Raw genomic sequence first — 21,551 nt, forward strand, 5'->3', positions numbered from 1 at the left:
GGGGGGCCGGGCCGGTCGTCGCGCCGAGGGCCGCCCCGAGGGTGTCGGTGCGGTCGGCGCCGAGGAGAAGGGTCCGGATGCCGTCGCCCGCGGCGCGCAGCGCGGTCGCGGCGGCGACGGTCGTACGTCCGCTGCCGCCGGGACCGGTGATCAGGAGGATGCGCATGAGGCTGAACGGTACCTTCGCGCGCCGCCCTCGAACCGCCGTGACTACTTCTCCCCCGACTCCACGCGCTTCTTCAGCCCGGCCAGCGCCCGGTCGATGATGACCTTCTCGGCCTTCCGCTTGATCATCCCGAGCATCGGGATCTTCACGTCCACCGTCAGCCGGTAGGTGACCTCGGTGGCCCCGGCACCGGCGGGCTTCAGGATGTACGACCCGTCGAGGGAGCGCAGCATCTGCGACTTGACCAGCGTCCAGGACACCTCGTTGGCGCCGGTCCACGTGTAGGCCAAGACCTGGTCGTCCTTGATCGCGCCGGCGTCCATCACGAGCCGTACCTGCTCGGCCCGCCCCTGCGCGTCGGTCGCGAGGACCTCGGCCTCCTTGACCTCGCCGGTCCAGTCCGGGTAGCGCGCGAAGTCGGCGATCACCCCCATGACATCGGCCGGTGCCGCCTCGATCGTGATGCTCGAGCTGGTGTGTTCCGCCATCGCCGTGGCTCCTCCAGATGCGGGCCGGTGAGAGGTCGTCGTGCGCACGTGTGTGCAGCGTGAAGGCTACCGCGCGCCCGACCAGGCGACTTCACCCGGATCGGGCAGTTCACCATTCGAGCGCCCAGGGCTTCCCGGTGCCGGCGAAGTGCCCGACGTTCACACACTCCGTGGCCCCGATCCGCATGCGCCGCACCAGGGGTTGGTGGACGTGGCCGAAGAGCGCGTACCGGGGCCGGGTGCGGCGGATCGTCTCCAGCAATGCCCGGCTTCCGCGCTCGAAGCGCCGCGCCACGGTGTCGTAGACGAGCTCGGGCACCTCCGGCGGGATGTGCGTGCACAGCACGTCCACCTCGCCGACGGCCGCCAGCTTCGCCTCGTACTCCTCGTCGTCGATCTCGTACGGCGTCCGCATCGGCGAGCGCAGGCCCCCTCCGACGAACCCGAAGGTCCAGCCGCCGATCTCCACCCGCTCCCCGTCCAGCACGGTCGTGCCGGGCCTCGCGTACTCGGCCCAGAGGGACGGCATGTCGACATTGCCGTAGGTCGCGTACGTCGGTGTCGGGAAGGCCGCGAACATCTCGGCGTACTGCCCCCGCACCGCTCCTTCGATGGCGGTGGCCCGGTCCGTGTCGATGCCGCTCCACAGCCGGGCCCCGAACTCGCGCGCCTCCTCGAAGCGGCGGGCGGTGCGCAGCTCGACGATGCGGTCGGCGTTCTCCCGGCCGAACAGGTCGGGGAAGATGCCGCGCGAGTGGTCGGCGTAGTCGAGGAAGAGGACCAGGTCACCCAGGCAGATCAGGGCGTCGGCGCCGTCGCCGGCGCGGGCCAGGTCACGGGCGTTGCCGTGCACGTCGCTGATCACGTGAACCCGGGTCCTGCCGCTGCCGGCCGGTGTGGATGCCATGACGATCAAGCGTAAAGGTGTGGGGTGTACGTGAACAGAGCCGTCGGGACCTGCGGTTACTGGCTAGTCAGTCAGCGGGTCGACTACCGTACACAGAGCAACACCCATCTGTGTGACGCAGCGAACATCTCGCCGGGACCCCCTGTCGAAGAAGCCATACCGGCGGGTAACGTCCGGGCAGTCCAGTCGTGCTCAGGATTTCAACGAGTGATGTCCCGAGCACCTGCCCGAGCCTTGGACGCACCGTCGCATCGCACAACGTCGTGGCGCCGGCGCCTTATTAGGAGCAGCAGTCTTGCGCGAGTTCAGCCTTCCGGCTTTGTACGAGGTCCCTGCGGACGGCAATCTCACCGACATCATCCGCAGAAACGCCGCGCAGCATCCCGATGTGGCCGTCATCGCCCGCAAGGTGAGCGGAGCGAAATGGGGGTCCCCCCGGACGGAGTCTGGGGGAGGCGCGTGGCAGGACGTGTCGGCCACGGCGTTCCTGGCCGAGGTGCACGCCGCCGCGAAGGGCCTGATCGCCTCCGGCATCCAGCCCGGCGACCGGGTCGCCCTGATGTCCCGCACGCGGTACGAGTGGACGCTGCTGGACTTCGCGATCTGGAGCGCGGGCGCGATCACCGTGCCGGTGTACGAGACCAGCTCGCCGGAGCAGGTGCAGTGGATCCTCTCCGACTCGGGCGCGACCGCGGCCCTGGTCGAGCTGGACAACCACACCGCCGCCGTCGAGTCGGTGCGCGACCGGCTGCCGGCCCTCAAGCACCTGTGGCAGATCGAGGCCGGCGGGGTCGAGGAGCTCGGGCGCCTCGGCAAGGACGTCAGTGACGCGACCGTCGACGAGCGCAGCTCGCTGGCGCGGGCCGACGACCCGGCGACGATCGTCTACACCTCCGGCACCACCGGCCGTCCCAAGGGCTGTGTGCTGACCCACCGCAGCTTCTTCGCCGAGTGCGGCAACATCGTCGAGCGCCTGCGGCCGCTGTTCCGCACCGGCGAGTGTTCCGTGCTGCTGTTCCTCCCGCTCGCGCACGTCTTCGGCCGGCTCGTGCAGATCGCCCCGATGATGGCGCCGATCAAGCTGGGCACCGTCCCGGACATCAAGAACCTCACCGACGAGCTGGCGTCCTTCCGGCCGACGCTGATCCTGGGCGTGCCGCGGGTCTTCGAGAAGGTCTACAACTCGGCGCGCGCCAAGGCGCAGGCGGACGGCAAGGGCAAGATCTTCGACAAGGCCGCGGACACCGCGATCGCCTACAGCAAGGCGCTGGACACGCCCTCGGGCCCGTCGCTGGGCCTTAAGATCAAGCACCGGACCTTCGACAAGCTGGTCTACAGCAAGCTGCGCGCGGTGCTCGGCGGCCGGGGCGAGTACGCCATCTCCGGCGGCGCCCCGCTGGGTGAGAGACTCGGCCACTTCTTCCGCGGCATCGGTTTCACGGTGCTGGAGGGCTACGGCCTGACCGAGTCCTGCGCGGCCACCGCCTTCAACCCCTGGGACCGCACGAAGATCGGCACCGTCGGGCAGCCGCTGCCGGGCTCGGTGATCCGGATCGCGGACGACGGGGAGGTGCTGCTGCACGGCGAGCACCTGTTCAAGGGCTACTGGAACAACGAGGCCGCCACGGCCGAGGCGCTGACCGACGGCTGGTTCCACACCGGTGACATCGGCACCCTGGACGAGGACGGCTACCTCCGGATCACCGGCCGCAAGAAGGAGATCATCGTCACCGCGGGCGGGAAGAACGTCGCCCCGGCCGTGATCGAGGACCGGATCCGCGCGCACGCGCTGGTCGCGGAGTGCATGGTGGTGGGCGACGGGCGGCCGTTCGTGGGCGCGCTGGTCACCATCGACGAGGAGTTCCTGGGCCGCTGGGCCGCCGAGCACGGCAAGCCCGCGGGTGTCACCGCGGCGTCGCTGCGTGAGGACCCGGATCTGCTCGCGGCGATCCAGGACGCGGTCGACGACGGCAACGCCGCGGTGTCGAAGGCGGAATCGGTGCGGAAGTTCCGCATTCTGTCCTCCCAGTTCACGGAGGAGTCGGGCCACCTCACGCCCTCGCTGAAGCTCAAGCGCAACGTGGTGGCGAAGGACTACGCGGACGAGATCGAGGCCATCTACCAGAAGTAGCGGGCCACTTGGGTCGGGTGTCCGGTCAGGTGTCCTCGGCGAGGACCCGGGTCATCGTGCGCTCGGCGAGCGCGGTGATGGTGACGAACGGGTTCACGCCGATGTTGCCGGGCACCAGCGAGCCGTCGGTGACGTACAGCTTCGAATAGCCCTTCACCCGGCCGTAGTCGTCGGTCGCCCGGCCCAGCACGCAGCCGCCCAGCGGGTGGTAGCAGAAGTCGTCGGCGAAGACCTTGTTGGAGGAGCCGAACAGGTCGTAGCGGTAGATCGTCGCGTTGGCCGAGTTGATCCGGTCGAAGAGCTTCTTGGCCATGGCGACGGACACCGCGCTCTGGGCGGCGGTCCAGCCCAGCTTGACCCCGTCGCTCGCGGAGTCGTAGGTGAAGGCCGCCCGTTGGGGGTTCTTGGTGATCGCCAGATAGAGGCTGACCCAGGTCTCGAACCCGATGGGCAGCGGGGCGATCTCCGCGAAGACCGGGTTGTCGGTGTTGGCCCAGTCGTCGATGCCCATGACCGGCATGGTCGACTGGTTGGCGCCGGTGGTGTCCCAGATGTGGTTGGCGCGGCCGAGCATGGTGTTGCCGTTGGGGCCCCAGCCGGCGCCGACGCTGGAGTTGAGGGCGGGCAGGGCCCCGGTGTCCCGTGCCCGGACGAGGAGTTCGGTGGTGCCGAGGCTGCCGCCGCCGAGGAAGAGGTACGTACAGCTGTACTGCTTGGTCTGCACGACCTTGCCGGTGACGTCGACGCGGTCGGCCGTCAGCAGCCAGCTCCCGTCGCTCGCCCGGTGGACGGCCTTGACCCGCTCCATGGTGTTGATGGTGACGTTGCCGGTGCCCAGCGCGGACGCCAGGTAGGTCTTGTCGAGGCTCTTCTTGCCGTAGTTGTTGCCGTAGATGACTTCCTGCGCGAGCGCCGACTTGGTGGCAGTGCCGGCCGCCTCGCGCTGCATGTAGCCGAAGTCGTAGACGTTCGGCACGAAGGTGGTCTTGAGCCCGGTGTTGTCGGCGGCCTTCCGTGACGTGCGGGCGAACTGGTACCACTCGGTCGACTCGAACCAGGCGGGGTCGATGGTGTTGACGCCGAGCATGGCGCGGGCGCGCGGGAAGTAGGTGCTGTACATCTCCGTCACGTTCACGGTGGGGAACTGCTCGGTGAAGTACGACTGGAGCGGGGTGACCGCCATTCCGCCGTTGACCAGGGAGCCGCCGCCGACACCGCGTCCGACGTACACGGACATGTTGGCGAAGTGCACGCGGTCCAGGACGCCGGGGTAGGGGGTGATGTCCTTGTTGACGACGTCCAGCCACAGGAAGGTGGCCAGCGGGGCCTCGGTGCGGGACTTGAACCACATGGAGCGCTGGTCGGGGCTGGCGGTGTTGCAGAAGATCTTGCCGTCGGCGCCGGGGGTGTTCCACAGCTGCCCCATCTCCAGGACGAGCGTGCGGATGCCGGCCTGGCCGAGGCGCAGGGCGGCGACGGCACCGCCGTATCCCGAACCGACCACGATGGCGGGCGCGTTGTCGACGGAGGCCGCTTCCTCGGCCGCCTGCGCCGAGTGCAGACCGATCCGGGTGAGCCCGGCGGCGGCCGCGCTCTGCAGGGCGATCATGCCCAGTATTTGACGTCTCGTCAGCTGATGCTGCGTCAGTTTCGCTGTCATGCGCGCAGCATCGGCGGATTATCGGCCTCCGGCTATAGGAGGGCCTTCAACTTTTCCGCCAACAAGTCCCAGCGCCACTTCTCCTCCACCCACTCGCGCCCCCGCTCCCCCATGCGTCGCCTGAGTTCCGGGTCGGAGAGGAGGGCGGTGATCCGTTCCGCCGTCTCCTCCGGGGAGCCGCCGCGGACCACCCAGCCGGTCTCGCCGTCCAGGACGGCGTCGGGGGCGCCGCCGGAGTCGCCGGCCACGACCGGCAGGCCCGTCGCCGACGCCTCCAGGTAGACGATGCCGAGCCCCTCGACGTCGAGGCCGCCACGGCGGGTCCGGCAGGGCATGGCGAAGACGTCACCGGCGCCGTAGTGGGCGGGCAGCTCGGACCAGGGGACGGCGCCCGTGAAGCGCACGGAGTCGGCGACACCGGTCTCGCGCGCCAGCTTGCGCAGCTCACCCTCGTAGGGCCCGCCGCCGACGATCAGCAGCACCGCGTCCGGCTCGGCGGCCAGGACCCGCGGCATGGCCAGGATCAGCGTGTCCTGCCCCTTGCGCGGCACCAGCCGGGACACGCACACGACCACCGGCCGGTCGGTCAGCCCGAGCCGCGCCCGGACCGCGTCACCGCCGGAGGCGGGGTGGAAGACCTTTTCGTCGACGCCGGGCGGCAACTGCACCATCCGCCCGGCCGCCGCGGGGGTCAGCGCGGAGGCGATCCGCGAGCGCGTGTACTCGCCGAGGTAGGTGATCGTGTCCGTGGCCTCCCCGATCCGCCGCAGCAACTGCCGCGCGGCGGGCAGCTGGGCCCACCCCGCCTCGTGGCCGTGGGTCGTCGCCACCAGCCGCTCGGCGCCGGCCCTCCTGAGCGCCGGCGCCATCAGCCCGAGCGGCGCCGCCGCGCCGAACCACACCGACGTACAGCCGTGCTCGCGCAGCAGTCCGACGGCCGTCCGGGTGGCCGCGGGCGTCGGCAGCAGCATGGTCGTACGGTCCCGGACGACGGTGAAGGGCTGCTCGGCGTCGAAGGCGCGGGTCGCCTCGACGCCCTCCCTGCCCCGCTTCCAGGTGGAGGCGTAGACGACCAGCCGCTCGGGGTCCAGGCGCAGCGCCATGTTGTGCAGGAACGCCTGGATGCCGCCGGGGCGGGGCGGGAAGTCGTTCGTCACGATCAGGGTCTTGTGCATCGCCGCCGACCCTACCGGGCGCGTCCGCACAGGTGCGCTCGGCCGTGTTTATGGCGAGTTCACAGCCGGGCAGGACATCATGTTCTCCTCAAGACGAACAGCTGGCCGAAGGGGCTCGGGTGGACATTGCGGGTGCGAGGCGGTCCCTGGCGGGGCTGCTGATGACCTGGTGCCTGACCAGGGTGGTCCTGCTGCTGTTCGTCTTCAAGGTGTGGATCTTCCCGGGCCCGGACGTCACCAGCGACGTCTCGGTGATCTACCAGGGCTGGTACGAGGTGCTGCGCACCGGCACCTTCCCGCGCGGCGACGTCACCTGGCAGTACCCGCCCGCCGCGGCCCTCGCGATCCTCTCCCCGGCGCTCCTGCCCTTCCTGCAGTACGCGTGGGCCTTCTTCGTCCTGGCCTGCGTGGCCGACCTGGCCGTCCTCGCCCTGCTGCTCTACGCGGGCCTGCGCCCCGGCAAGTCGCTGCGCGGGGCCTGGATGTGGGTGGCGGGCGTGCCGCTGATCGGGCCGACCGTGTACGCCCGCTACGACGTGATGGTCACCGCCGTCGCCGTGGCCGGGCTGCTCGCCGGGGCCCGGCGGCCCCGCGCGATGGGCGTCCTGGTCGGGTTCGCGGCGATGCTGAAGGTGTGGCCGGCGCTGCTGCTGCTCGGTGCCCGCAAGCGGGCCGCCTGGGCGTGGACGGCGGGGACGGTCGCCGTGGTCGCGGGGCTGTTCGCGGTGTCGATGCCGGGGGCGTTCTCCTTCCTGACCTTCCAGAGCAACCGGGGCACCGAGGTGGAGTCCCTCGGCTCGCTCGTCTTCCATGTGGCCCGGCACCACGGCTGGGACGGCCGGGTGCTGTTCAACTACGGCTCGATCGAGTTCGTCGGCCCCTGGGTGAACGCCGTCAGCTCCGCCGCCCTGTTCCTGACCGGCGTGGCCTTCGGCTGGCTGCTGCTGTGGCGGCTGATGGCGACCCGGTTCCTGCCGAGCACGCTCGCCGACGCGGCGTTCACCGCGGTGCTGATGTTCACGGTCACCAGCCGGGTGATCAGCCCCCAGTACATGGTGTGGCTGGTCGGTCTCGGGGCCGTCTGCGTGTGCTTCCGGGGCACCCGGATGGGGCTGCCCGCGCTGCTGGTCCTCGCGGCCTGTCTGGTGACGGTGCTGGAGTTCCCGCTCTGGTTCCAGCACGTCGTCGCGAGCGACCTCCTCGGGGTGACCCTCCTGATCCTCCGCAACGGCCTCCTGGTCGTCGCCGCCGTCTGCGCGGCCCTGCGACTGTGGCGCTCGACGGTCTCCCGCACCCCGGTCCCGACCCTGCCCGCGCAGACGACCCGCACCAAGGAGACCTCGACGTCCTCGTGACGCCGGGCGGCCCGCGCGAACGGCAGCGGTGGATCAGCCCAGTTGAGCCTTCAGATACTCCCGCCACTGCTCGGTGAACGTCGCCGGCGTCGTGCCCAGGACCTTCCTCGTCGCGTCCTCCACCGCCCCGGCCCGCCGCGGATGGTCACCCACCGCGCGGTAGAACTGCCCGAGCCGCTTCTGGCCCCAGCGGTCGGCGATCATCCGGCAGGCCAGCCAGCCGCCCTCGTAGGCCTGCGCGAGCTTCGTCGCGTCCCCGCTGAACCCGAAGTCCTTGTCGGCCGGCAGCGCGGCAGGCACCTGCCCGTCGTCCACCGAGCGGGCCAGCTCGGGCGCGGCCTGGATCGCGGTGCGGCCGGTGCCGAGGTAGCCGATCCAGTCGGCGTACCCCTCGGACAGCCACAGCGGGGTCGCGGCCGTGGTGTGGGCGCGGGTGGCGACATGGGTGGTCTCGTGGGTGAGCACGACCTGCTTGCCCAGGGTGCCGAGGACGGCGTACGCGTCCGGGTTGACGATGATCCGGTCCGCGGGCGCGTCCGGCGGGCCGCCCACCTCGCCGGTGGTCACCGCGGCGATGCCCCGGTACTGCGAGGCCGGTGAGCCGAGCAGCCCCGCCATGCCCTCCACGGACTTCGGTACGAGGATGAAGACGTGCCGGGCCCAGTCGGTGCCCCACGCCCCGCTGACGGCCGGGACGGCGTGGTCCGCGAGGTCGGCGTAGACGTGCAGCTGCTCGCTGGACTGCCCGACGCCGAGGACGAGGCTGCGCCTGCCGCGCATGACGGTCACCTCGCCCTGGTCCCACAGCTGTTGGGCGGACTTGCGGGCGGGGGCGTCGGCGTCCACCCGCCACTGTCCGTCCGGGCCGTGGGAGAGGGTGAGGGTGCGGCCTGCGGTGACGGGGGCGTTGTCGTACCCCTGGACCCGGTACCGGAGTTCGGCGTCCGCGGTGGCCTCGTCGCCGTGCCGGTGCAGGGCCGTGACGCGGTAGGACCAGGAGGCCAGCGGCACTCCGCGGAGGTTCTCGAACCAGCCGAGCGCACCCGTCCTCAGGAAGGCCGTCCGGTCGCGGTCGAGGACGGCGGCGGACCGGCGGTCCAGGACCCGCTGCAGATCCGTCCTGGCCGTGCCGTCGGGGGACTGTCCGCCGCAGCCCACCAGGGAGACGAGCAGCAGAAGGAGCGCCACGACACCCGAACTCCACACCCGCCCACGACCACCAGCCACTTCCCGATCGTACGGCCGACCGGGCGCGGGGCGTCAGACCCTCGTGACGGAGGACACCGGCATCATGGTGACGCGGTCGTAGCGCACGGGGGCGCCCGGGTAGGGCGCGTGGATCACCTGGCCGTTGCCCACGTACATCGCGACATGGCTGGCGTCCGAGCGGTAGACGACCAGGTCGCCGGGCTGCGCCTGGGAGAGCGGGACCTGCCGGCCGGCGAACCGCTGCTCCTGCGAGGTGCGCGGCAGATGGACGCCGGCGTGTGCGTACGACCACTGCATCAGGCCCGAGCAGTCGAAGCCGGAGGGGCCGGTCGCGCCCCACACGTACGGTCTGCCGAGCGCGGAGCGGGCGGCGGCGATCGCGGCGGCCGCGCGGGCGTCGGGCGGGACGACGCCCGAGAGGTCAGGGATGTCGTCGCCTCCGGAGCGGGAGGCCCGGTCGTAGGCGGCACGCTGCCCGAACGGCAGGGAGTTCAGCAGCTGCCGGGCCTTGGCGAGCTTCCGCTCGACGGTCTTCTTGTGGGCGGCGACCGCCGTGCGGCTCTTCTGGAGTTCGGCGAGCTTGCCGGCCGCCTCCGCGCGCTCCTGGGCGAGTTCCCGCATCGCGGACCGCAGCTCCCGCAACTGGTCCGCCTGGTGGACGCTGATCCGGTCGAGAGTGGAGGCCTTGTCGAGGTAGTCGGCCGGGTCGTCGGAGAAGAGCAGGGCGACGGTCGGGTCGATGCCGCCGGAGCGGTACTGGGCGCCTGCCAGCGAACCGAGCGCGTCCCGCATCGTGTTGACGCGCTGCTGCTGCCGGGCGATGCCGTCCTGCGCCTGACCGACCTCGCGGCGCAGGGTGGCGGCGGTCTCGTCGGCCTTGTCGTAGGCCTGGGTCGCCTGCTCTGCCTCCTCGTAGAGGCGGTCCACCTCGGCCCTGGTGTCGGTGTGCGGCGCGGCGTCGGCCGGCACGGCGCCGAGGGCGGCGGTCGCCGCGGACAGGACGCACAGGGCGGCGCCGGCACCTCGGTTGAACCCGGACGTCGGTACAAGGCGGCGATGGGACCCCACGGGAAGCCGCGCTCCTTCCGCTGACGACAAGGACCGCTTCCCCGCGCGGCGGGGAAACGCGGCAGACAGTAGCCGCGCGGTGGGGGGTCGGCCAAAGACCTCGGCGGGCACGCACAGTGACGCCCCGCCTCTGACGCAGGTCATCGGCGGGGCGTGGGGTCAGCGGGAGATGCCGTAATTCGCCCGTTCGGGCGGCACCCGGGGCGTCAGCCGACGCGGACGCCGAACTGGAAGGGCATGTTGCCGATCGACTCGTAGCGCACGACGGTGCCGGTGCGCGGGGCGTGCAGCACCATGCCGTTGCCCGCGTAGAGGCCCACGTGGTGCAGGTCGCCGTAGAAGAGGACGAGGTCGCCGACCCGGAGCTGGCTCTCGCTGTAGATCCGGGTGCCGGCGTTGGCCTGCTCCTGTGAGGTGCGCGGGATGGTGACGCCGGCCGCGGCGTAGGCGCGGGAGGTCAGACCGGAGCAGTCGAAGGAGGCCATACCGGTGGCGCCGTAGGAGTACGGCTTGCCGAGCTGCCCTTGCGCCCACTGGAAGGCGGCGGCGGCACGGCCGGAGGCGGCGGTGCTGTTGCCGAGGTCCACGCGCTCGTTGGCGTCGCGGTTGGCGCGGGACTGGTCGGCGTTGAGGGCAGCGCGCTCGGCGGCGGTCAGGGAGTTGAGGAGCTTCTGCGCCTGGGCGAGCTTGGCCTGGACCGCCTTCTTCTGGGCGACGAACGCGGCGCGGGTGGCGGAGAGGTCCTTGAGCTTGCCGGAGGCCTCCGCGCGCTCCTGGGCGAGCTCGCGCTGCTTCTCCTCGATCTTCTTCAGCGCCTCGACCTGCTGGGCGCTGAGCTGGTCGGCGGTGGAGGCCTTGTCCAGGTAGTCGTCCGGGTTCGACGACAGGAACAGCTGCAGGGAGGAGTCGATGGAGCCGCTGCGGTACTGGGCGGCGGCCGCCAGGCCGATGGAGTCGCGCAGGGCGTTGAGCTCCTCCTGGCCCCGGGCGACGTCGTCCTGGATGGTGGAGATCTCCTTCTGGAGCTTCTGCTCCTTCTCCTTGGCGCCGTTGAGCTTCTCGGTGGCCTGCTCGGCCTGCTCGTAGAGCTTGTCGACCTTCGCCTTGACCTCGTCCTTGGAGGGCTTCTCGCTCGGCGCGGCGTTGGCGGCCTGAGCACTGATGGCAACGGCGGCAGCAGCGGCGGTGGTGAGCACGGTCACGCGCGTGCGACTCGGCTGCTTGGGTCGACGGTGGGACGCCACGGAGGTGAACTCCTTCTTTTGAGTGATCACCCGCTCGGAGGTTCGAGGCCAGACCTTAGTGACCTTCCTGTGATCAGATCAAATCCTCACACCAAAAAATCCCGTCACGCAATGCATTCTTTGCACACAACTCACATGGGGTCACACCAGGTTGACGCTACGTTGCGTGACGATCACACCAAATCGGGCATAGCCCATGGAGATTGACGTTTGCGACAGCCGCTTACGACAGGCGCTTCAGCAGCATCGCGGAGGCGACCGGTCGCGCCCCCGCCTTGGCGACCCCGTCGGCCACCTCTCGGTCGGTGGAGGCGACGATGACGGGCCGCCCCGGCGGCTCGGCGCGCACCAGCTGACGGATCAACTCGTCGGCGGTGACGCCGGGTTTGGAGAACAGCACCCGCACCCCGCGCGGGGGCGCCAGCAGCACCGGGGCCGCCAGTTCGGCACCGTCGAAGACGCAGGTGACCTCGGCACCGGTCTGCGCGGCGAGCTGGGAGAGCTGGCCGAGGAGCCTGAGGCGCTGCTTCTCCAGGGGCATCTGCGGATATCCGGTCTTGGTGACGTTGTAGCCGTCGACCACCAAGTGCGCCTGGGGCAGGGCGAGTAGCTGGTCCAGGACGGCCGGATCGTGCTCGGACAGCGCCCGCGCGGCGATGTCCTTCGGGGTCATTCGTCCCGGTTCGACCGCGTCGACGGTTTCCGCGGGCCGTACCGACACGGGCGGCAACGCCAGTTCGCGGCGCAGCCCCTGGGCCGCGTCCAGAACGGTGTCAAGAAGCAGACGGACGCGCATGTCCTCGACGCTGCGCCCCTCCCGCGCCGCTCTGCGCGTGGCCTCGAGGGCCGCCTCGGCCTCACCGAGGCGCGCCTTGAGCCGCCGGGTCTCGCTCTCCGCGGCGGACACCTGGGCCTGCCCCTCGGCGCGTACGGCCTCGATCTCGCCCTGGACCTTGCGCAGGGCGGCCTCGCCGCGCTTGACGTCGCTGAGGGCGGCACGGAGCTTGCGGTGAAGCGATTCGGCTTCCTTCTTGGCCGACTCCAGCTCCGCCCGCAGCCGCTCGGTCTCCGCGCGGGTCTGGTCGCGGGCGGCGGTGAGCTCCTCGCGCAGCCGCTCCAGCTCGGCCCGGCTCTCCTCGTCGGCCCGCTCGGCGTCCGCCCGCTGGGCCTCCTCGCCGGCCGCGGTGACGAGCTTGACCCAGCCGGTGGGCCGCAGAACATAGGCCGCGGCCGCCACGTCGAGCGGATCCGCGGCCGGGGGCGGCGAGCCGGAGTCGAGGGCGCCGGCGAGTTCCGGCTGGGCCTCTCTCAGCTTCTCCCCGATGCGCTGCCGGAACAGCGGATCGGTCTCCAGCGCCGCCGCCATCGCGTTCCCGGCGAACTTGGCCCGCCGGTTCGGCGCGAAGCGCGCGTACTGCCTCAGCTGGGCGGGCAGCTCCGCGACGGTCAGCCCGCCGAACCCGTCCGAGACGATCTGTACGACTCTTCTGCGCACACCGTCGGGCAGCGGACGGTCGAGCACCTCGGCGGCGCCGTCGCCCGGCCCCCCGCCTTGTGTCTCCACCATCCGTCACACCCCATCACTGTGCGGGGCCGCTCCCGGTCAGGAGCCGGCGCCCGGCCTGTCCACGAGTTCCACCTGGTCCACGGCGTTGCACCAGCGGCAGCGCACCGACTCGATGGTCTCACTGACCACCTCGCGCTCCTCGACCTTCGGCTCTCCGGCCAGGTCGAGGTGGACGTACTCGACGACCTTCGACGAGCGGGTCACGTCGAAGCGCGTGAGGTTGCCGCAGAGGGTGCAGCGCCACCGCGTCGTGGCGGTCGGCAGGGGAACCGTCATCGTGACTGTTCGCTTTCCTTCTAGTCTCCGTGACGCCCCAGCTTCCCTGGAGCGTGTGGCCGTAACCCTACGGCCTGCCGACGACTCACCGCTGGTGCGTCCACGGCGGCGAGGCGGTCTGGGTGGCTGCGTCCTGTTACGTCATGCTCTGTGTTCATGATCGGCAACTGGGACGTGACCGTCGGCAGAGTGCTCCGCACACCCTCGGCACCGGTGACGTACGGGCTGATCGCCCTGTGCTGTCTGCTCTTCCTGGCCGGGCCCGCGGCGGGGCTGAACCCGGCCTACGGCACCGGGGACGCGCTGCTCGCCGCGCAGCGCGCCTACTTCCACCGCTGGGGCGTGGTCCCGGCCGAGCTGTTCCAGGGCTCGCCCCGGGCCGCGCTCACCCCGGCGACCGCCCTGTTCGTGCACGGCAGCTGGGTGCACCTGCTGGGCAACATGCTCTTCCTCTACGTCTTCGGGGCGATGGCCGAGGAACGGATGGGCCGGATCCGGTTCACGCTCTTCTACGTCGGCTGCGGCTATCTGGCCCTGCTGGGCTACGCGGCCGCCAACGCCGCCTCCGAGCAGTCCCTGGTCGGTGCGTCCGGGGCGATCTCGGCGGTCCTGGGCGCGTTTCTGTACCTGTTCCCCCGGGCCCGGGTGACAAGCCTGCTGCCCTTCCTGTTCTTCCTCCCCCTCCGCTTCCCCGCCTGGGTCGTCCTGCCCTTCTGGGCGTCCCTGCAGTGGCTGGCGGCCGGCCGGGCGCCCCAGGGGCCCGGGGTGGCGTATCTGGCCCACCTGGTGGGCTTCGGCCTGGGCTTCCTCTACGCGTGGGCCCGTTTCCGCCGTACGACTAGAGTGAGGGCCGCCCCTGCTCCGGCCCCCGAGGGAGAGAACCAGCCGTGATCACCGCGATCGTCCTCATCAAGACCAGCGTGGACCGGATCCCCGAGATCGCCGAGCGGATCGCCGCGCTGGACTCCGTCAGTGAGGTCTTCTCCGTCACGGGCACCTACGACCTGATCGCCATGGTCCGGGTCAAGCAGCACGAGGACCTGGCGGAGGTCATCCCGGGCTCCATCAGCAAGATCCCGGGCGTCGAGGCCACGGACACCCATGTCGCCTTCCGGACCTACTCGCAGCACGACCTGGAGGCCGCGTTCGCGATCGGCCTTGACTCCTGACACCCCGCCCTACTCCGCGGGACGGTGCAGCCGGCCCCAGAGGGTGACCAGCGCGCCCCAGTTCACCACCTGCCAGGCCGGGATGTCGGCGGAGTGCGGGACGCCGTCCTCGTCGGCGCCGCGCACCGTGAGGTTCGCGTCCCGCCGCGTCGCCCACCAGGACCGGGGGACGGACGGGTCCGGCAGGTCGACGGCCAGGGTGGGCTCCTCCAGGCCGGACCACGTCAGGAGCGTGCGCCCGCGCGGCAGCCACAGCCCCCGCGCGTCCGCCGTGAGCCGGCCGAAGGAGACCTGCCGGCCCTCCTCGATCCGGGCGAGCAGCGCGGGCGCCTGCGCCCGGCCCACCCGTCGCCTGACGTGGTGGACGGCGGCCCGGATCGCCGCGTTCTCGGCGCGTTGCTCGTCCGGCTCGTGAAGCTGCCCCTCGTCGAGGACGAAGGAGTGTTCCGAGCCGTCGGCGAACCGCGCGAGGTGCCGGTGGCCGAAGGTGTACCAGGGCGGGCCGTGCTCCCGGTCCCGCCTCAGGGTCAGGTCGATCGTGGAGCGCCAGTGGGTCACCTGCTCCCAGCGCCGGGCCCGCGCCCCCGGCACCGACACCAGCCCCTCCTCGTACAGGTACACCGGTGCCGTTCGGAGCAGCCGTGGCCGACGGCGGGCGACGGCCACCGCGAGGAGCTCCCCGAGTTCCCCGGCCGACGCCGACTCACCTACCGCGGCCGGAATCCCCACACAAGGGATGATTACACGGCCGGCACACAGCGACCGTCCTCGGTGCGGTAGTTCCACTTCGCCCCGTCGCTCACCAGTTCCCGGACGGCGTTCACGAAGCGCTCGACGTGCTCGTCGGGGGTGCCCGCGCCGAAGCTGACCCGGATCGCGTTCAGCGACTTCTCGCCGGGCGCGGCCTCGGGGGCGCCGCACTCGCCATGGGTCTGGGGGTCGGAGCCGAGGAGGGTGCGCACCAGCGGGTGGGCGCAGAAGAGGCCGTCGCGGACGCCGATGCCGTACTCGGCGGAGAGGGCGGCGGCGAAGTGGGAGCTGTTCCAGCCCTCGACGACGAAGGAGATCACGCCGACCCGGGGCGCGTCGTCGCCGAAGAGGGACAGCACCTTCACCTGCGGGACCTCCGCCAGGCCCGCCCGCACCTTCTCGATCAGGTGCCGCTCGCGGGCGACCAGGGTGTCGAAACCGGCCTCCGTCAGCGCCTTGCAGGCCGAGGCGATGGAGTAGGCGCCGATCACGTTCGGGGAGCCCGCCTCGTGCCGGGCGGCGCTGTCATGCCACTCCACGTCCACTCCCCCGTCCTCGCGGCGGGTGACCTTGCGGCTGGCGCCGCCGCCCGCGAGGTAGGGGTCGGCCGCGCGCAGCCAGTCGGCGCGGCCGGCCAGGACGCCGGAGCCGAAGGGGGCGTACAGCTTGTGTCCGGAGAAGGCGACCCAGTCGACGTCCAGGTCACGGACGGAGACGGGGTGGTGCGGGGCCAGCTGGGCGGCGTCCAGGACGATGCGGGCGCCGTGCGCGTGGGCGGCGGCGGCCAGCTCACGGACCGGCCACAGCTCGCCGGTGACGTTCGAGGCACCGGTGACGCAGACCAGGGCCGGGCCCTCGGGGTCACGGTCGGCGAGGGCGCGCTCCAGGGTCTCGACGGCCTGCGCCGGGGTGCGCGGGGCGTTGAGGTAGGTGACCCGGGCGTCCTGCCAGGGCAGCAGGCTGGCGTGGTGCTCGGTCTCGAAGACGAAGACGTGGCAGCCGGCGGGGAGGGCGCGGGCGAGGAGGTTGAGGGAGTCCGTGGTCGAGCGGGTGAAGACCAGCTGGTCGTCGGCGCGGCAGTCGAGGAACTCGGCGACGGTCCTGCGGGCGTTCTCGAACAGGTCGGTGGAGAGCTGCGAGAGGTAGCCGGCGCCGCGGTGGACGCTGCCGTAGTACGGGGCGTAGGCGGCCACGTCGTCCCAGACGCGCTGCAGGGCGGGGGCGCTGGCCGCGTAGTCGAGGGCCGCGTAGGTGACTTCGCCACCCGTCACGAGCGGGACGGTGACATCCCGGCCCAGAACGGGCAGCGGGGCACAAAGGGTCTGGGCGGAGGCAGCGGTGGAGACAGACATGGGGAACTCCCGTGAAAGGCAGAGAAGAAGATGAGAAGGGGGTGCGCGGAGGCGGGGCTCGGCGGCCCTATCGCATTCGCTTGCTCACGGGGGACTCCCTCGATGACCAGGATCCCTGGACTGTGCTCATCCGAAGAGCGTGAGGGATCCGCGCTTGCCGCAGACCTCGCTGCCTACGGCCTGGTCTTCACCCGGGGCACCCCGCCACGGACGGAGGGTTGCCGGACAGTCGGCCGGGGCCTCATGACTGTCACTCATGACCTGGAAGAGAACGTACGTGAGGTGATCGCGGTCCCGCAACCCGTGTCCGGATGACGGGACCGCGACGACCGTCGGCTACTTGTTGCTGGCCGCCACCCAGCGCTCCAGCGCCCGCTTGGCCGCCCCGGAGTCGATCGACTCCGCCGCCCGGTCCATGCCGGCCCGCAGCTGCTCGGCCAGGGTGCCGGGACCGGGGTCGAGGGCCACCAGGGCCGCCGCCGAGTTCAGCAGGACGGCGTCCCGCACCGGGCCCGTCTCGCCGTCCAGGAGACGCCGTGCGACCTCCGCGTTGTACGAGGGGTCACCGCCGCGCAGAGCCTCCACCGGGACGAGGTCGATGCCGACGTCACGGGGGTCGAAGGTCTCCTCGGTGACCTTGCCGTCCCGGACGATCCAGACGTGGGACGTGGACGTCGTCGTGAGTTCGTCGAGGCCGTCGTCGCCGCGGAAGACGAGCGAGGAGTTGCCGCGCTCGGCGAAGACGCCGGCGACGATCGGCGCCATGCGCGGGTCGGCGACACCCACGGCCTGCGCCCGCACCTTGGCGGGGTTGGTGAGCGGACCGAGCGCGTTGAACACCGTGCGGATGCCCAACTGGCCGCGTGCGGCGCCGACATGACGCAGCGCCGGGTGGAACTTGATCGCGAAGCAGAAGGTGATCCCGGCCTCCGCGGCCACCTCCGGGATCCGCTGCACGGGCAGTTCGAGGTTGACGCCCAGCTTCTCCAGGACGTCGGACGCCCCGGACGCGGAGGACGCGGCCCGGTTGCCGTGCTTGACGACCCGCGCCCCGGTGCCGGCGACCACGATCGCGGACATCGTGGAGATGTTGACGGTCTTCGCGCCGTCGCCGCCCGTGCCGACGATGTCGACGGCCGGACCCGGCACCTCGATGACGTTCGCGTGCTCGTACATCGTCCGGACCAGACCGTTGATCTCCTCGACGGTCTCGCCCTTGGCCCTGAGGGCCACCACGAACCCGGCGATCTGCGCGTCGGTCGCCTCGCCGCGCATCATCAGGTCCATCGCCCAGGCGGTGTCGTCGGTGCTCAGGTCCCGGCCGTTCAGCAGGCCGTTCAGCAGCAGGGGCCAGGAACGGCCCGCCGCGGTGTCGCCTCCAGCGGGGGTCACAGCGCTCATGAGGCCGCTCCTGGGTGTCGTAGAAGTGACGCAGTGTGGGCCCACCCTATCCAGGTCGGCGCACGAAGAAGGGCCCCCGTCCGGTGTTCGGACGGGGGCCCTTCCGCCGTGGCGTGGCGAGCCGCAGCGATCAGTGGTGGCCGTGGCCGCTCGTGATCTCCTTGTACTCCTCGACGGTCGGCTTCGGGATCTGGGACTCGTCGCCGTAGTACGCCTCGCTCAGCTTGGCGCGCAGCTTCTCGGAGCCCTTGACCTTGCGCTCGACACCGTTCTCGTCGACCGTCGGGCCGATCTCGACCGGCTTGTACTGCTCGTGCGCCGTGAGGGTGTGCAGCGCCTCCTGGCTGAGCGGCTCGTGGACCTCGATGAACTCACCGTGCGGCAGGCGCTTGATGATGCCGGACTCGCGCCCGTGCAGCACCTTGTCCTTGTCCCGGCGCTGCAGGCCGAGGCAGATCCGCTTGGTGGCGATGAAGGTGAGCACCGGCACGACGAAGAACGCGACCCGGACGAACCAGGTGATCGCATTGATCGACAGGTGGAAGTGCGTGGCCCACAGGTCGTTGCCGCCGGCGATCATCAGCACGAAGTACCAGGAGATCCACGCGGCGCCGAACGCGGTACGCGTCGGGGCGTTGCGCGGCCGGTCCAGGATGTGGTGCTCGCGCTTGTCGCCGGTGACCCAGGACTCGATGAACGGGTAGACCGCGATCGCGACCAGGACCAGCGGGAAGATCACCAGCGGGATGAACACGCCCAGGACGAGCGTGTGGCCCCACAGGTTGATCTCCCAGCCCGGCATGGCACGGATCAGGCCTTCGGAGAAGCCCATGTACCAGTCGGGCTGGGCGCCGGTCGACACCTGGTCCGGACGGTAGGGGCCCATGGACCAGATCGGGTTGATCGAGGCGATCGCCGCGATGGCCGTGATGACGCCGAAGACCAGGAAGAAGAAGCCGCCGGCCTTCGCCATGTACACCGGCAGCAGCGGCATGCCGACGACGTTGTTGTTCGTCTTTCCGGGGCCCGCGAACTGCGTGTGCTTGTGGTAGAAGACCAGGATCAGGTGGCCCACCATCAGCCCGAGCATGATGCCCGGCAGCAGCAGGATGTGGACCGAGTAGAACCGGGCCACGAAGTCGCCGCCCGGGAACTCGCCGCCGAAGAGGAAGAACGACAGGTACGTGCCGACGATCGGCACGGACAGGATCGCGCCCTCCATGAAGCGGACACCGGTGCCGGAGAGCAGGTCGTCCGGGAGGGAGTAACCGGTGAAGCCGGTGAACATGCCCAGGACGAACAGCAGGAAGCCGAAGATCCAGTTGACCTCACGCGGCTTGCGGAACGCGCCGGTGAAGAACACACGCATCATGTGCACGAACATGCCCGCGAGGAAGATCAGCGCTGCCCAGTGGTGGATCTGCCGGATCAGCAGGCCACCGCGCACGTCGAAGGAGATGTGCAGGGTCGAGTTGAACGCCTCGGACATCATCTGGCCCTGCAGCGGGATGTAGCTGCCGTGGTACTCCACCTCGTTCATCGACGGGTGGAAGAACAGCGTCAGGTACACACCCGTGAGGATGAGGATGATGAAGCTGTACATGCACACTTCGCCCAGCATGAACGACCAGTGGTCGGGGAAGATCTTGCGCATGTTGGTCTTGGCCAGGGAGTAGATCCCCAGCCGGCCGTCGGCCCAGTCGGCGACGCGCTCACCGGCGGGCGCCTTGCCGCGCCGCGGGGCGGTGTTCTCGTTGGTGCTCATCCGCGCTCCCAGAATGCAGGACCGACGGGCTCCTCGAAGTCGCCGAGCGCCTCGAGATAGCCCTCGTCGTTCACGCCGATGCGCAGCTGCGGCAGAGCGTGACCGGCGGGGCCGAAGATCACCCGGGCACCGTCGGAGAGGTCGAAGGTGGACTGGTGGCAGGGGCACAGCACGTGGTGCGTCTGCTGCTCGTACAGGGAGATCGGGCAGCCCACGTGGGTGCAGATCTTCGAGAAGGCGACGATGCCCTCGTAGGACCAGTCGAGCTCGCGCTTGTCCTTGATGTTCTCCGGCTGGAGCCGGACGATCATCAGCGCCGCCTTGGCGATCTGGGTCTGGAAGTCCTCGTCCTTCTCCTCCAGGCCCTCGGGCTTGACGAAGGTGAGCGAGCCGACCGCGACGTCGGAAGGACGCAGCGGCTCGTTCGTGTTCATGTTCACGAGCAGCTTGCCCTTGGACCACAGCGTGTGGCGGAGCTTGGTCCCGGGCAGCGGGCCGAGGTCGCGCAGCAGCATGACACCGGAGAGCGGGAACAGGGCCAGCGCGCCGAACATGGTGTTGCGGATCAGCTTGCGGCGGCCGAGCGCGGACTCCTTGGCGCCCTGCTTGAAGTCGGCCATGACCTTGGCCTTGACCTCGGGCGAGGCCTCGATCGGGTGCCGCTCGTCGGCGATCTCCACGTCGGACATCAGGGTGCGGGCCCAGTGGACCGCGCCCGCGCCGATGGTGAACAGCGCGACGCCCAGGGTCAGGCCGAGCGCGAAGTTCAGCGCGTTGATGTGGCCGATCGGGAAGACGTAGATCGCCTTGTCGTGCGGGATCCCCACATACGAGGCGATGAAGCCGACCGTGGCCAGCATCGACACCGTGAACAGCATGGCCACCACACGCTCGGACCGCTTGGCGGCCCGCTCGTCGATGTCCTGGATCCGGTGCTCGTGCGGGGGCAGACCGGGATCCGCGAAGGGGTCCTTGTCGTCCGCGACGCTTACCGCGCCGTGCGCGTCCTGCTCAGCGGGCAGGTTCTCTTCTGGAATGTCTTGGCTACTCATGACTTCTTGGCCTTTGCGGTCCGAGCGGCGACCCAGACGGCGACCGCGATCAGCGCGCCGAGTCCGAAGATCCAGGCGAACAGGCCTTCGGAGACCGGGCCGAGTCCGCCCAGCTCAAGACCGCCGGGGCTCTCGGTGTTGCCTCCGTTGACCGCGTTCAGGTACGCGATGATGTCCTTCTTGTTCTGCTCGGTCAGCGTGGTGTCGGGGAACGACGGCATGTTCTGCGGGCCGGTCTGCATGGCCTCGTAGATGTGCTTCGGCGCGACGCCCTCGAGGCTCGGCGCGAACTTGCCGTGCGTCAGCGCACCACCCTTGCCGGTGAAATTGTGGCACTGCGCGCAGTTGGTGCGGAACAGCTCGCCGCCCTTGGCGATGTCGGCACCGTCCGGGCCGTACTCCGCCTTCGTGGGGATGGACGGACCGGCGCCCAGCGAGGCGATGTACGCCGCGAGCTGGTCGATCTGGGCCTGCGTGTAGATGACCTTCTTGCGCGGGATCTGAGCGCCCGGCTGCTGGGCCGGCATACGGCCGGTGCCGACCTGGAAGTCGACGGCCGCGGCGCCCACGCCGACGAGACTCGGACCGTCGGAGGACCCCTGCCCACCGGTTCCGTGGCACGTAGCGCAGCCCACGGAGTAGAGCTTCTTGCCCTCGTCGATGGCGAGGGACTGGGCGGTGTCGTCGGCCTTCGCCTGGCTCGCGGGCGCGAGCGTGGCGTACAGCCCCCCAGTGGCCGCCAGCGCGAGGAGGAGGACGACGACCGCCGCCAGCGGATGGCGTCGTCGTGCGGAGAGCTTTTTCACGGATTACCCC

General features: G+C 70.6%; 20 protein-coding genes and 1 riboswitch. Of the genes, 4 read left to right on the plus strand and 16 right to left on the minus strand.

Annotated elements, in window-relative coordinates; all coding sequences use genetic code 11:
- The 3 genes from GRC12_RS19745 to GRC12_RS19755 form a co-directional block, all read right to left on the minus strand.
- Positions 1-166, minus strand: a 166-nt coding sequence (locus tag GRC12_RS19745; RefSeq protein WP_280117491.1) for an ArsA-related P-loop ATPase, incomplete at its 3' end; no start/stop codon positions are given.
- A gap of 44 nt (positions 167-210) precedes the next feature.
- Positions 211-654 carry an SRPBCC family protein gene (locus GRC12_RS19750; protein WP_133042889.1) on the minus strand — a complete coding sequence of 148 codons (444 nt, stop codon included), beginning with the start codon at positions 652-654 and terminating at the stop codon, positions 211-213.
- 109 nt (positions 655-763) lie between these two features.
- The gene (locus tag GRC12_RS19755; protein WP_208780636.1) at positions 764-1,561 is read right to left on the minus strand and encodes a metallophosphoesterase family protein; all 798 of its coding nucleotides are present in this window, start codon (positions 1,559-1,561) and stop codon (positions 764-766) included.
- A gap of 295 nt (positions 1,562-1,856) precedes the next feature.
- On the opposite strand from GRC12_RS19755, the gene GRC12_RS19760 reads away from it, so the two are divergent.
- On the plus strand, positions 1,857-3,692 hold the full coding sequence (locus tag GRC12_RS19760; RefSeq protein ID WP_208780637.1) for an AMP-dependent synthetase/ligase: 1,836 nt from the start codon (positions 1,857-1,859) through the stop codon (positions 3,690-3,692).
- A 25-nt stretch (positions 3,693-3,717) separates the two neighbouring features.
- Here the strand turns inward: GRC12_RS19760 and GRC12_RS19765 are convergent, their stop codons facing one another.
- Together GRC12_RS19765 and GRC12_RS19770 are read right to left on the minus strand one after the other, a co-directional pair.
- Positions 3,718-5,301, minus strand: a complete 1,584-nt coding sequence (locus GRC12_RS19765) for a GMC oxidoreductase (RefSeq protein ID WP_208780638.1) — start codon at positions 5,299-5,301, stop codon at positions 3,718-3,720.
- A gap of 83 nt (positions 5,302-5,384) precedes the next feature.
- Positions 5,385-6,527 (minus strand): glycosyltransferase family 4 protein, encoded by a 1,143-nt coding sequence (locus tag GRC12_RS19770; RefSeq protein WP_208780639.1) that lies wholly within the window; start codon positions 6,525-6,527, stop codon positions 5,385-5,387.
- 119 nt (positions 6,528-6,646) lie between these two features.
- On the opposite strand from GRC12_RS19770, the gene GRC12_RS19775 reads away from it, so the two are divergent.
- Positions 6,647-7,882, plus strand: coding sequence for a glycosyltransferase family 87 protein (locus tag GRC12_RS19775; protein WP_208780640.1), 1,236 nt, complete (start codon positions 6,647-6,649; stop codon positions 7,880-7,882).
- 33 nt (positions 7,883-7,915) lie between these two features.
- Here GRC12_RS19775 and GRC12_RS19780 read toward each other — a convergent pair whose 3' ends face one another.
- The 5 genes from GRC12_RS19780 to GRC12_RS19800 all read right to left on the minus strand — a co-directional run bounded on the left by GRC12_RS19780 (position 7,916) and on the right by GRC12_RS19800 (position 13,246).
- Positions 7,916-9,109, minus strand: a complete 1,194-nt coding sequence (locus GRC12_RS19780; protein ID WP_308286580.1) for a hypothetical protein — start codon at positions 9,107-9,109, stop codon at positions 7,916-7,918.
- A gap of 33 nt (positions 9,110-9,142) precedes the next feature.
- Positions 9,143-10,159: a C40 family peptidase gene (locus GRC12_RS19785; RefSeq protein ID WP_208780641.1), complete on the minus strand. Its 1,017-nt coding sequence runs from the start codon at positions 10,157-10,159 to the stop codon at positions 9,143-9,145.
- Positions 10,160-10,365: 206 nt separating this feature from the next.
- Positions 10,366-11,403 carry a C40 family peptidase gene (locus GRC12_RS19790; RefSeq protein WP_133042896.1) on the minus strand — a complete coding sequence of 346 codons (1,038 nt, stop codon included), beginning with the start codon at positions 11,401-11,403 and terminating at the stop codon, positions 10,366-10,368.
- Positions 11,404-11,626: 223 nt separating this feature from the next.
- Entirely contained in the window at positions 11,627-12,970 is a 1,344-nt protein-coding gene (locus GRC12_RS19795; protein WP_208780642.1) for an NYN domain-containing protein, read from the minus strand.
- A gap of 36 nt (positions 12,971-13,006) precedes the next feature.
- On the minus strand, positions 13,007-13,246 hold the full coding sequence (locus GRC12_RS19800; RefSeq protein ID WP_055541554.1) for a hypothetical protein: 240 nt from the start codon (positions 13,244-13,246) through the stop codon (positions 13,007-13,009).
- 156 nt (positions 13,247-13,402) lie between these two features.
- Between GRC12_RS19800 and GRC12_RS19805 the strand changes: the two genes are divergently transcribed.
- Together GRC12_RS19805 and GRC12_RS19810 are read left to right on the plus strand one after the other, a co-directional pair.
- Positions 13,403-14,137 carry a rhomboid family intramembrane serine protease gene (locus GRC12_RS19805; protein ID WP_208780643.1) on the plus strand — a complete coding sequence of 245 codons (735 nt, stop codon included), beginning with the start codon at positions 13,403-13,405 and terminating at the stop codon, positions 14,135-14,137.
- On the plus strand, positions 14,134-14,415 hold the full coding sequence (locus GRC12_RS19810) for an Lrp/AsnC family transcriptional regulator (RefSeq protein WP_089101146.1): 282 nt from the start codon (positions 14,134-14,136) through the stop codon (positions 14,413-14,415). The genes GRC12_RS19805 and GRC12_RS19810 overlap by 4 nt, the downstream gene beginning before the upstream one ends.
- Positions 14,416-14,424: 9 nt before the next feature.
- Here the strand turns inward: GRC12_RS19810 and GRC12_RS19815 are convergent, their stop codons facing one another.
- The 6 genes from GRC12_RS19815 to qcrC form a co-directional block, all read right to left on the minus strand.
- Positions 14,425-15,144, minus strand: a complete 720-nt coding sequence (locus GRC12_RS19815) for a hypothetical protein (protein WP_208780644.1) — start codon at positions 15,142-15,144, stop codon at positions 14,425-14,427.
- 11 nt (positions 15,145-15,155) lie between these two features.
- On the minus strand, positions 15,156-16,517 hold the full coding sequence (locus GRC12_RS19820; RefSeq protein ID WP_208780645.1) for an aminotransferase class V-fold PLP-dependent enzyme: 1,362 nt from the start codon (positions 16,515-16,517) through the stop codon (positions 15,156-15,158).
- Between the two features lie 145 nt (positions 16,518-16,662).
- A riboswitch (SAM riboswitch) is annotated at positions 16,663-16,779 on the minus strand.
- Positions 16,780-16,853: 74 nt separating this feature from the next.
- Positions 16,854-17,918 carry an anthranilate phosphoribosyltransferase gene (trpD, locus tag GRC12_RS19825; RefSeq protein WP_208780646.1) on the minus strand — a complete coding sequence of 355 codons (1,065 nt, stop codon included), beginning with the start codon at positions 17,916-17,918 and terminating at the stop codon, positions 16,854-16,856.
- Between the two features lie 130 nt (positions 17,919-18,048).
- Entirely contained in the window at positions 18,049-19,683 is a 1,635-nt protein-coding gene (qcrB, locus tag GRC12_RS19830; RefSeq protein ID WP_208780647.1) for a cytochrome bc1 complex cytochrome b subunit, read from the minus strand.
- Positions 19,680-20,735, minus strand: a complete 1,056-nt coding sequence (gene qcrA / locus GRC12_RS19835) for a cytochrome bc1 complex Rieske iron-sulfur subunit (RefSeq protein WP_208780648.1) — start codon at positions 20,733-20,735, stop codon at positions 19,680-19,682. The genes qcrB and qcrA overlap by 4 nt, the downstream gene beginning before the upstream one ends.
- Positions 20,732-21,541, minus strand: a complete 810-nt coding sequence (qcrC, locus tag GRC12_RS19840) for a cytochrome bc1 complex diheme cytochrome c subunit (RefSeq protein WP_208780649.1) — start codon at positions 21,539-21,541, stop codon at positions 20,732-20,734. Before qcrC ends, qcrA begins: the two co-directional genes overlap by 4 nt.
- Positions 21,542-21,551 lie beyond the last annotated feature (10 nt).

It is taken from the genome of Streptomyces griseorubiginosus (assembly GCF_017614965.1).
In the GTDB taxonomy this organism is placed as follows: domain Bacteria; phylum Actinomycetota; class Actinomycetes; order Streptomycetales; family Streptomycetaceae; genus Streptomyces; species Streptomyces griseorubiginosus_B.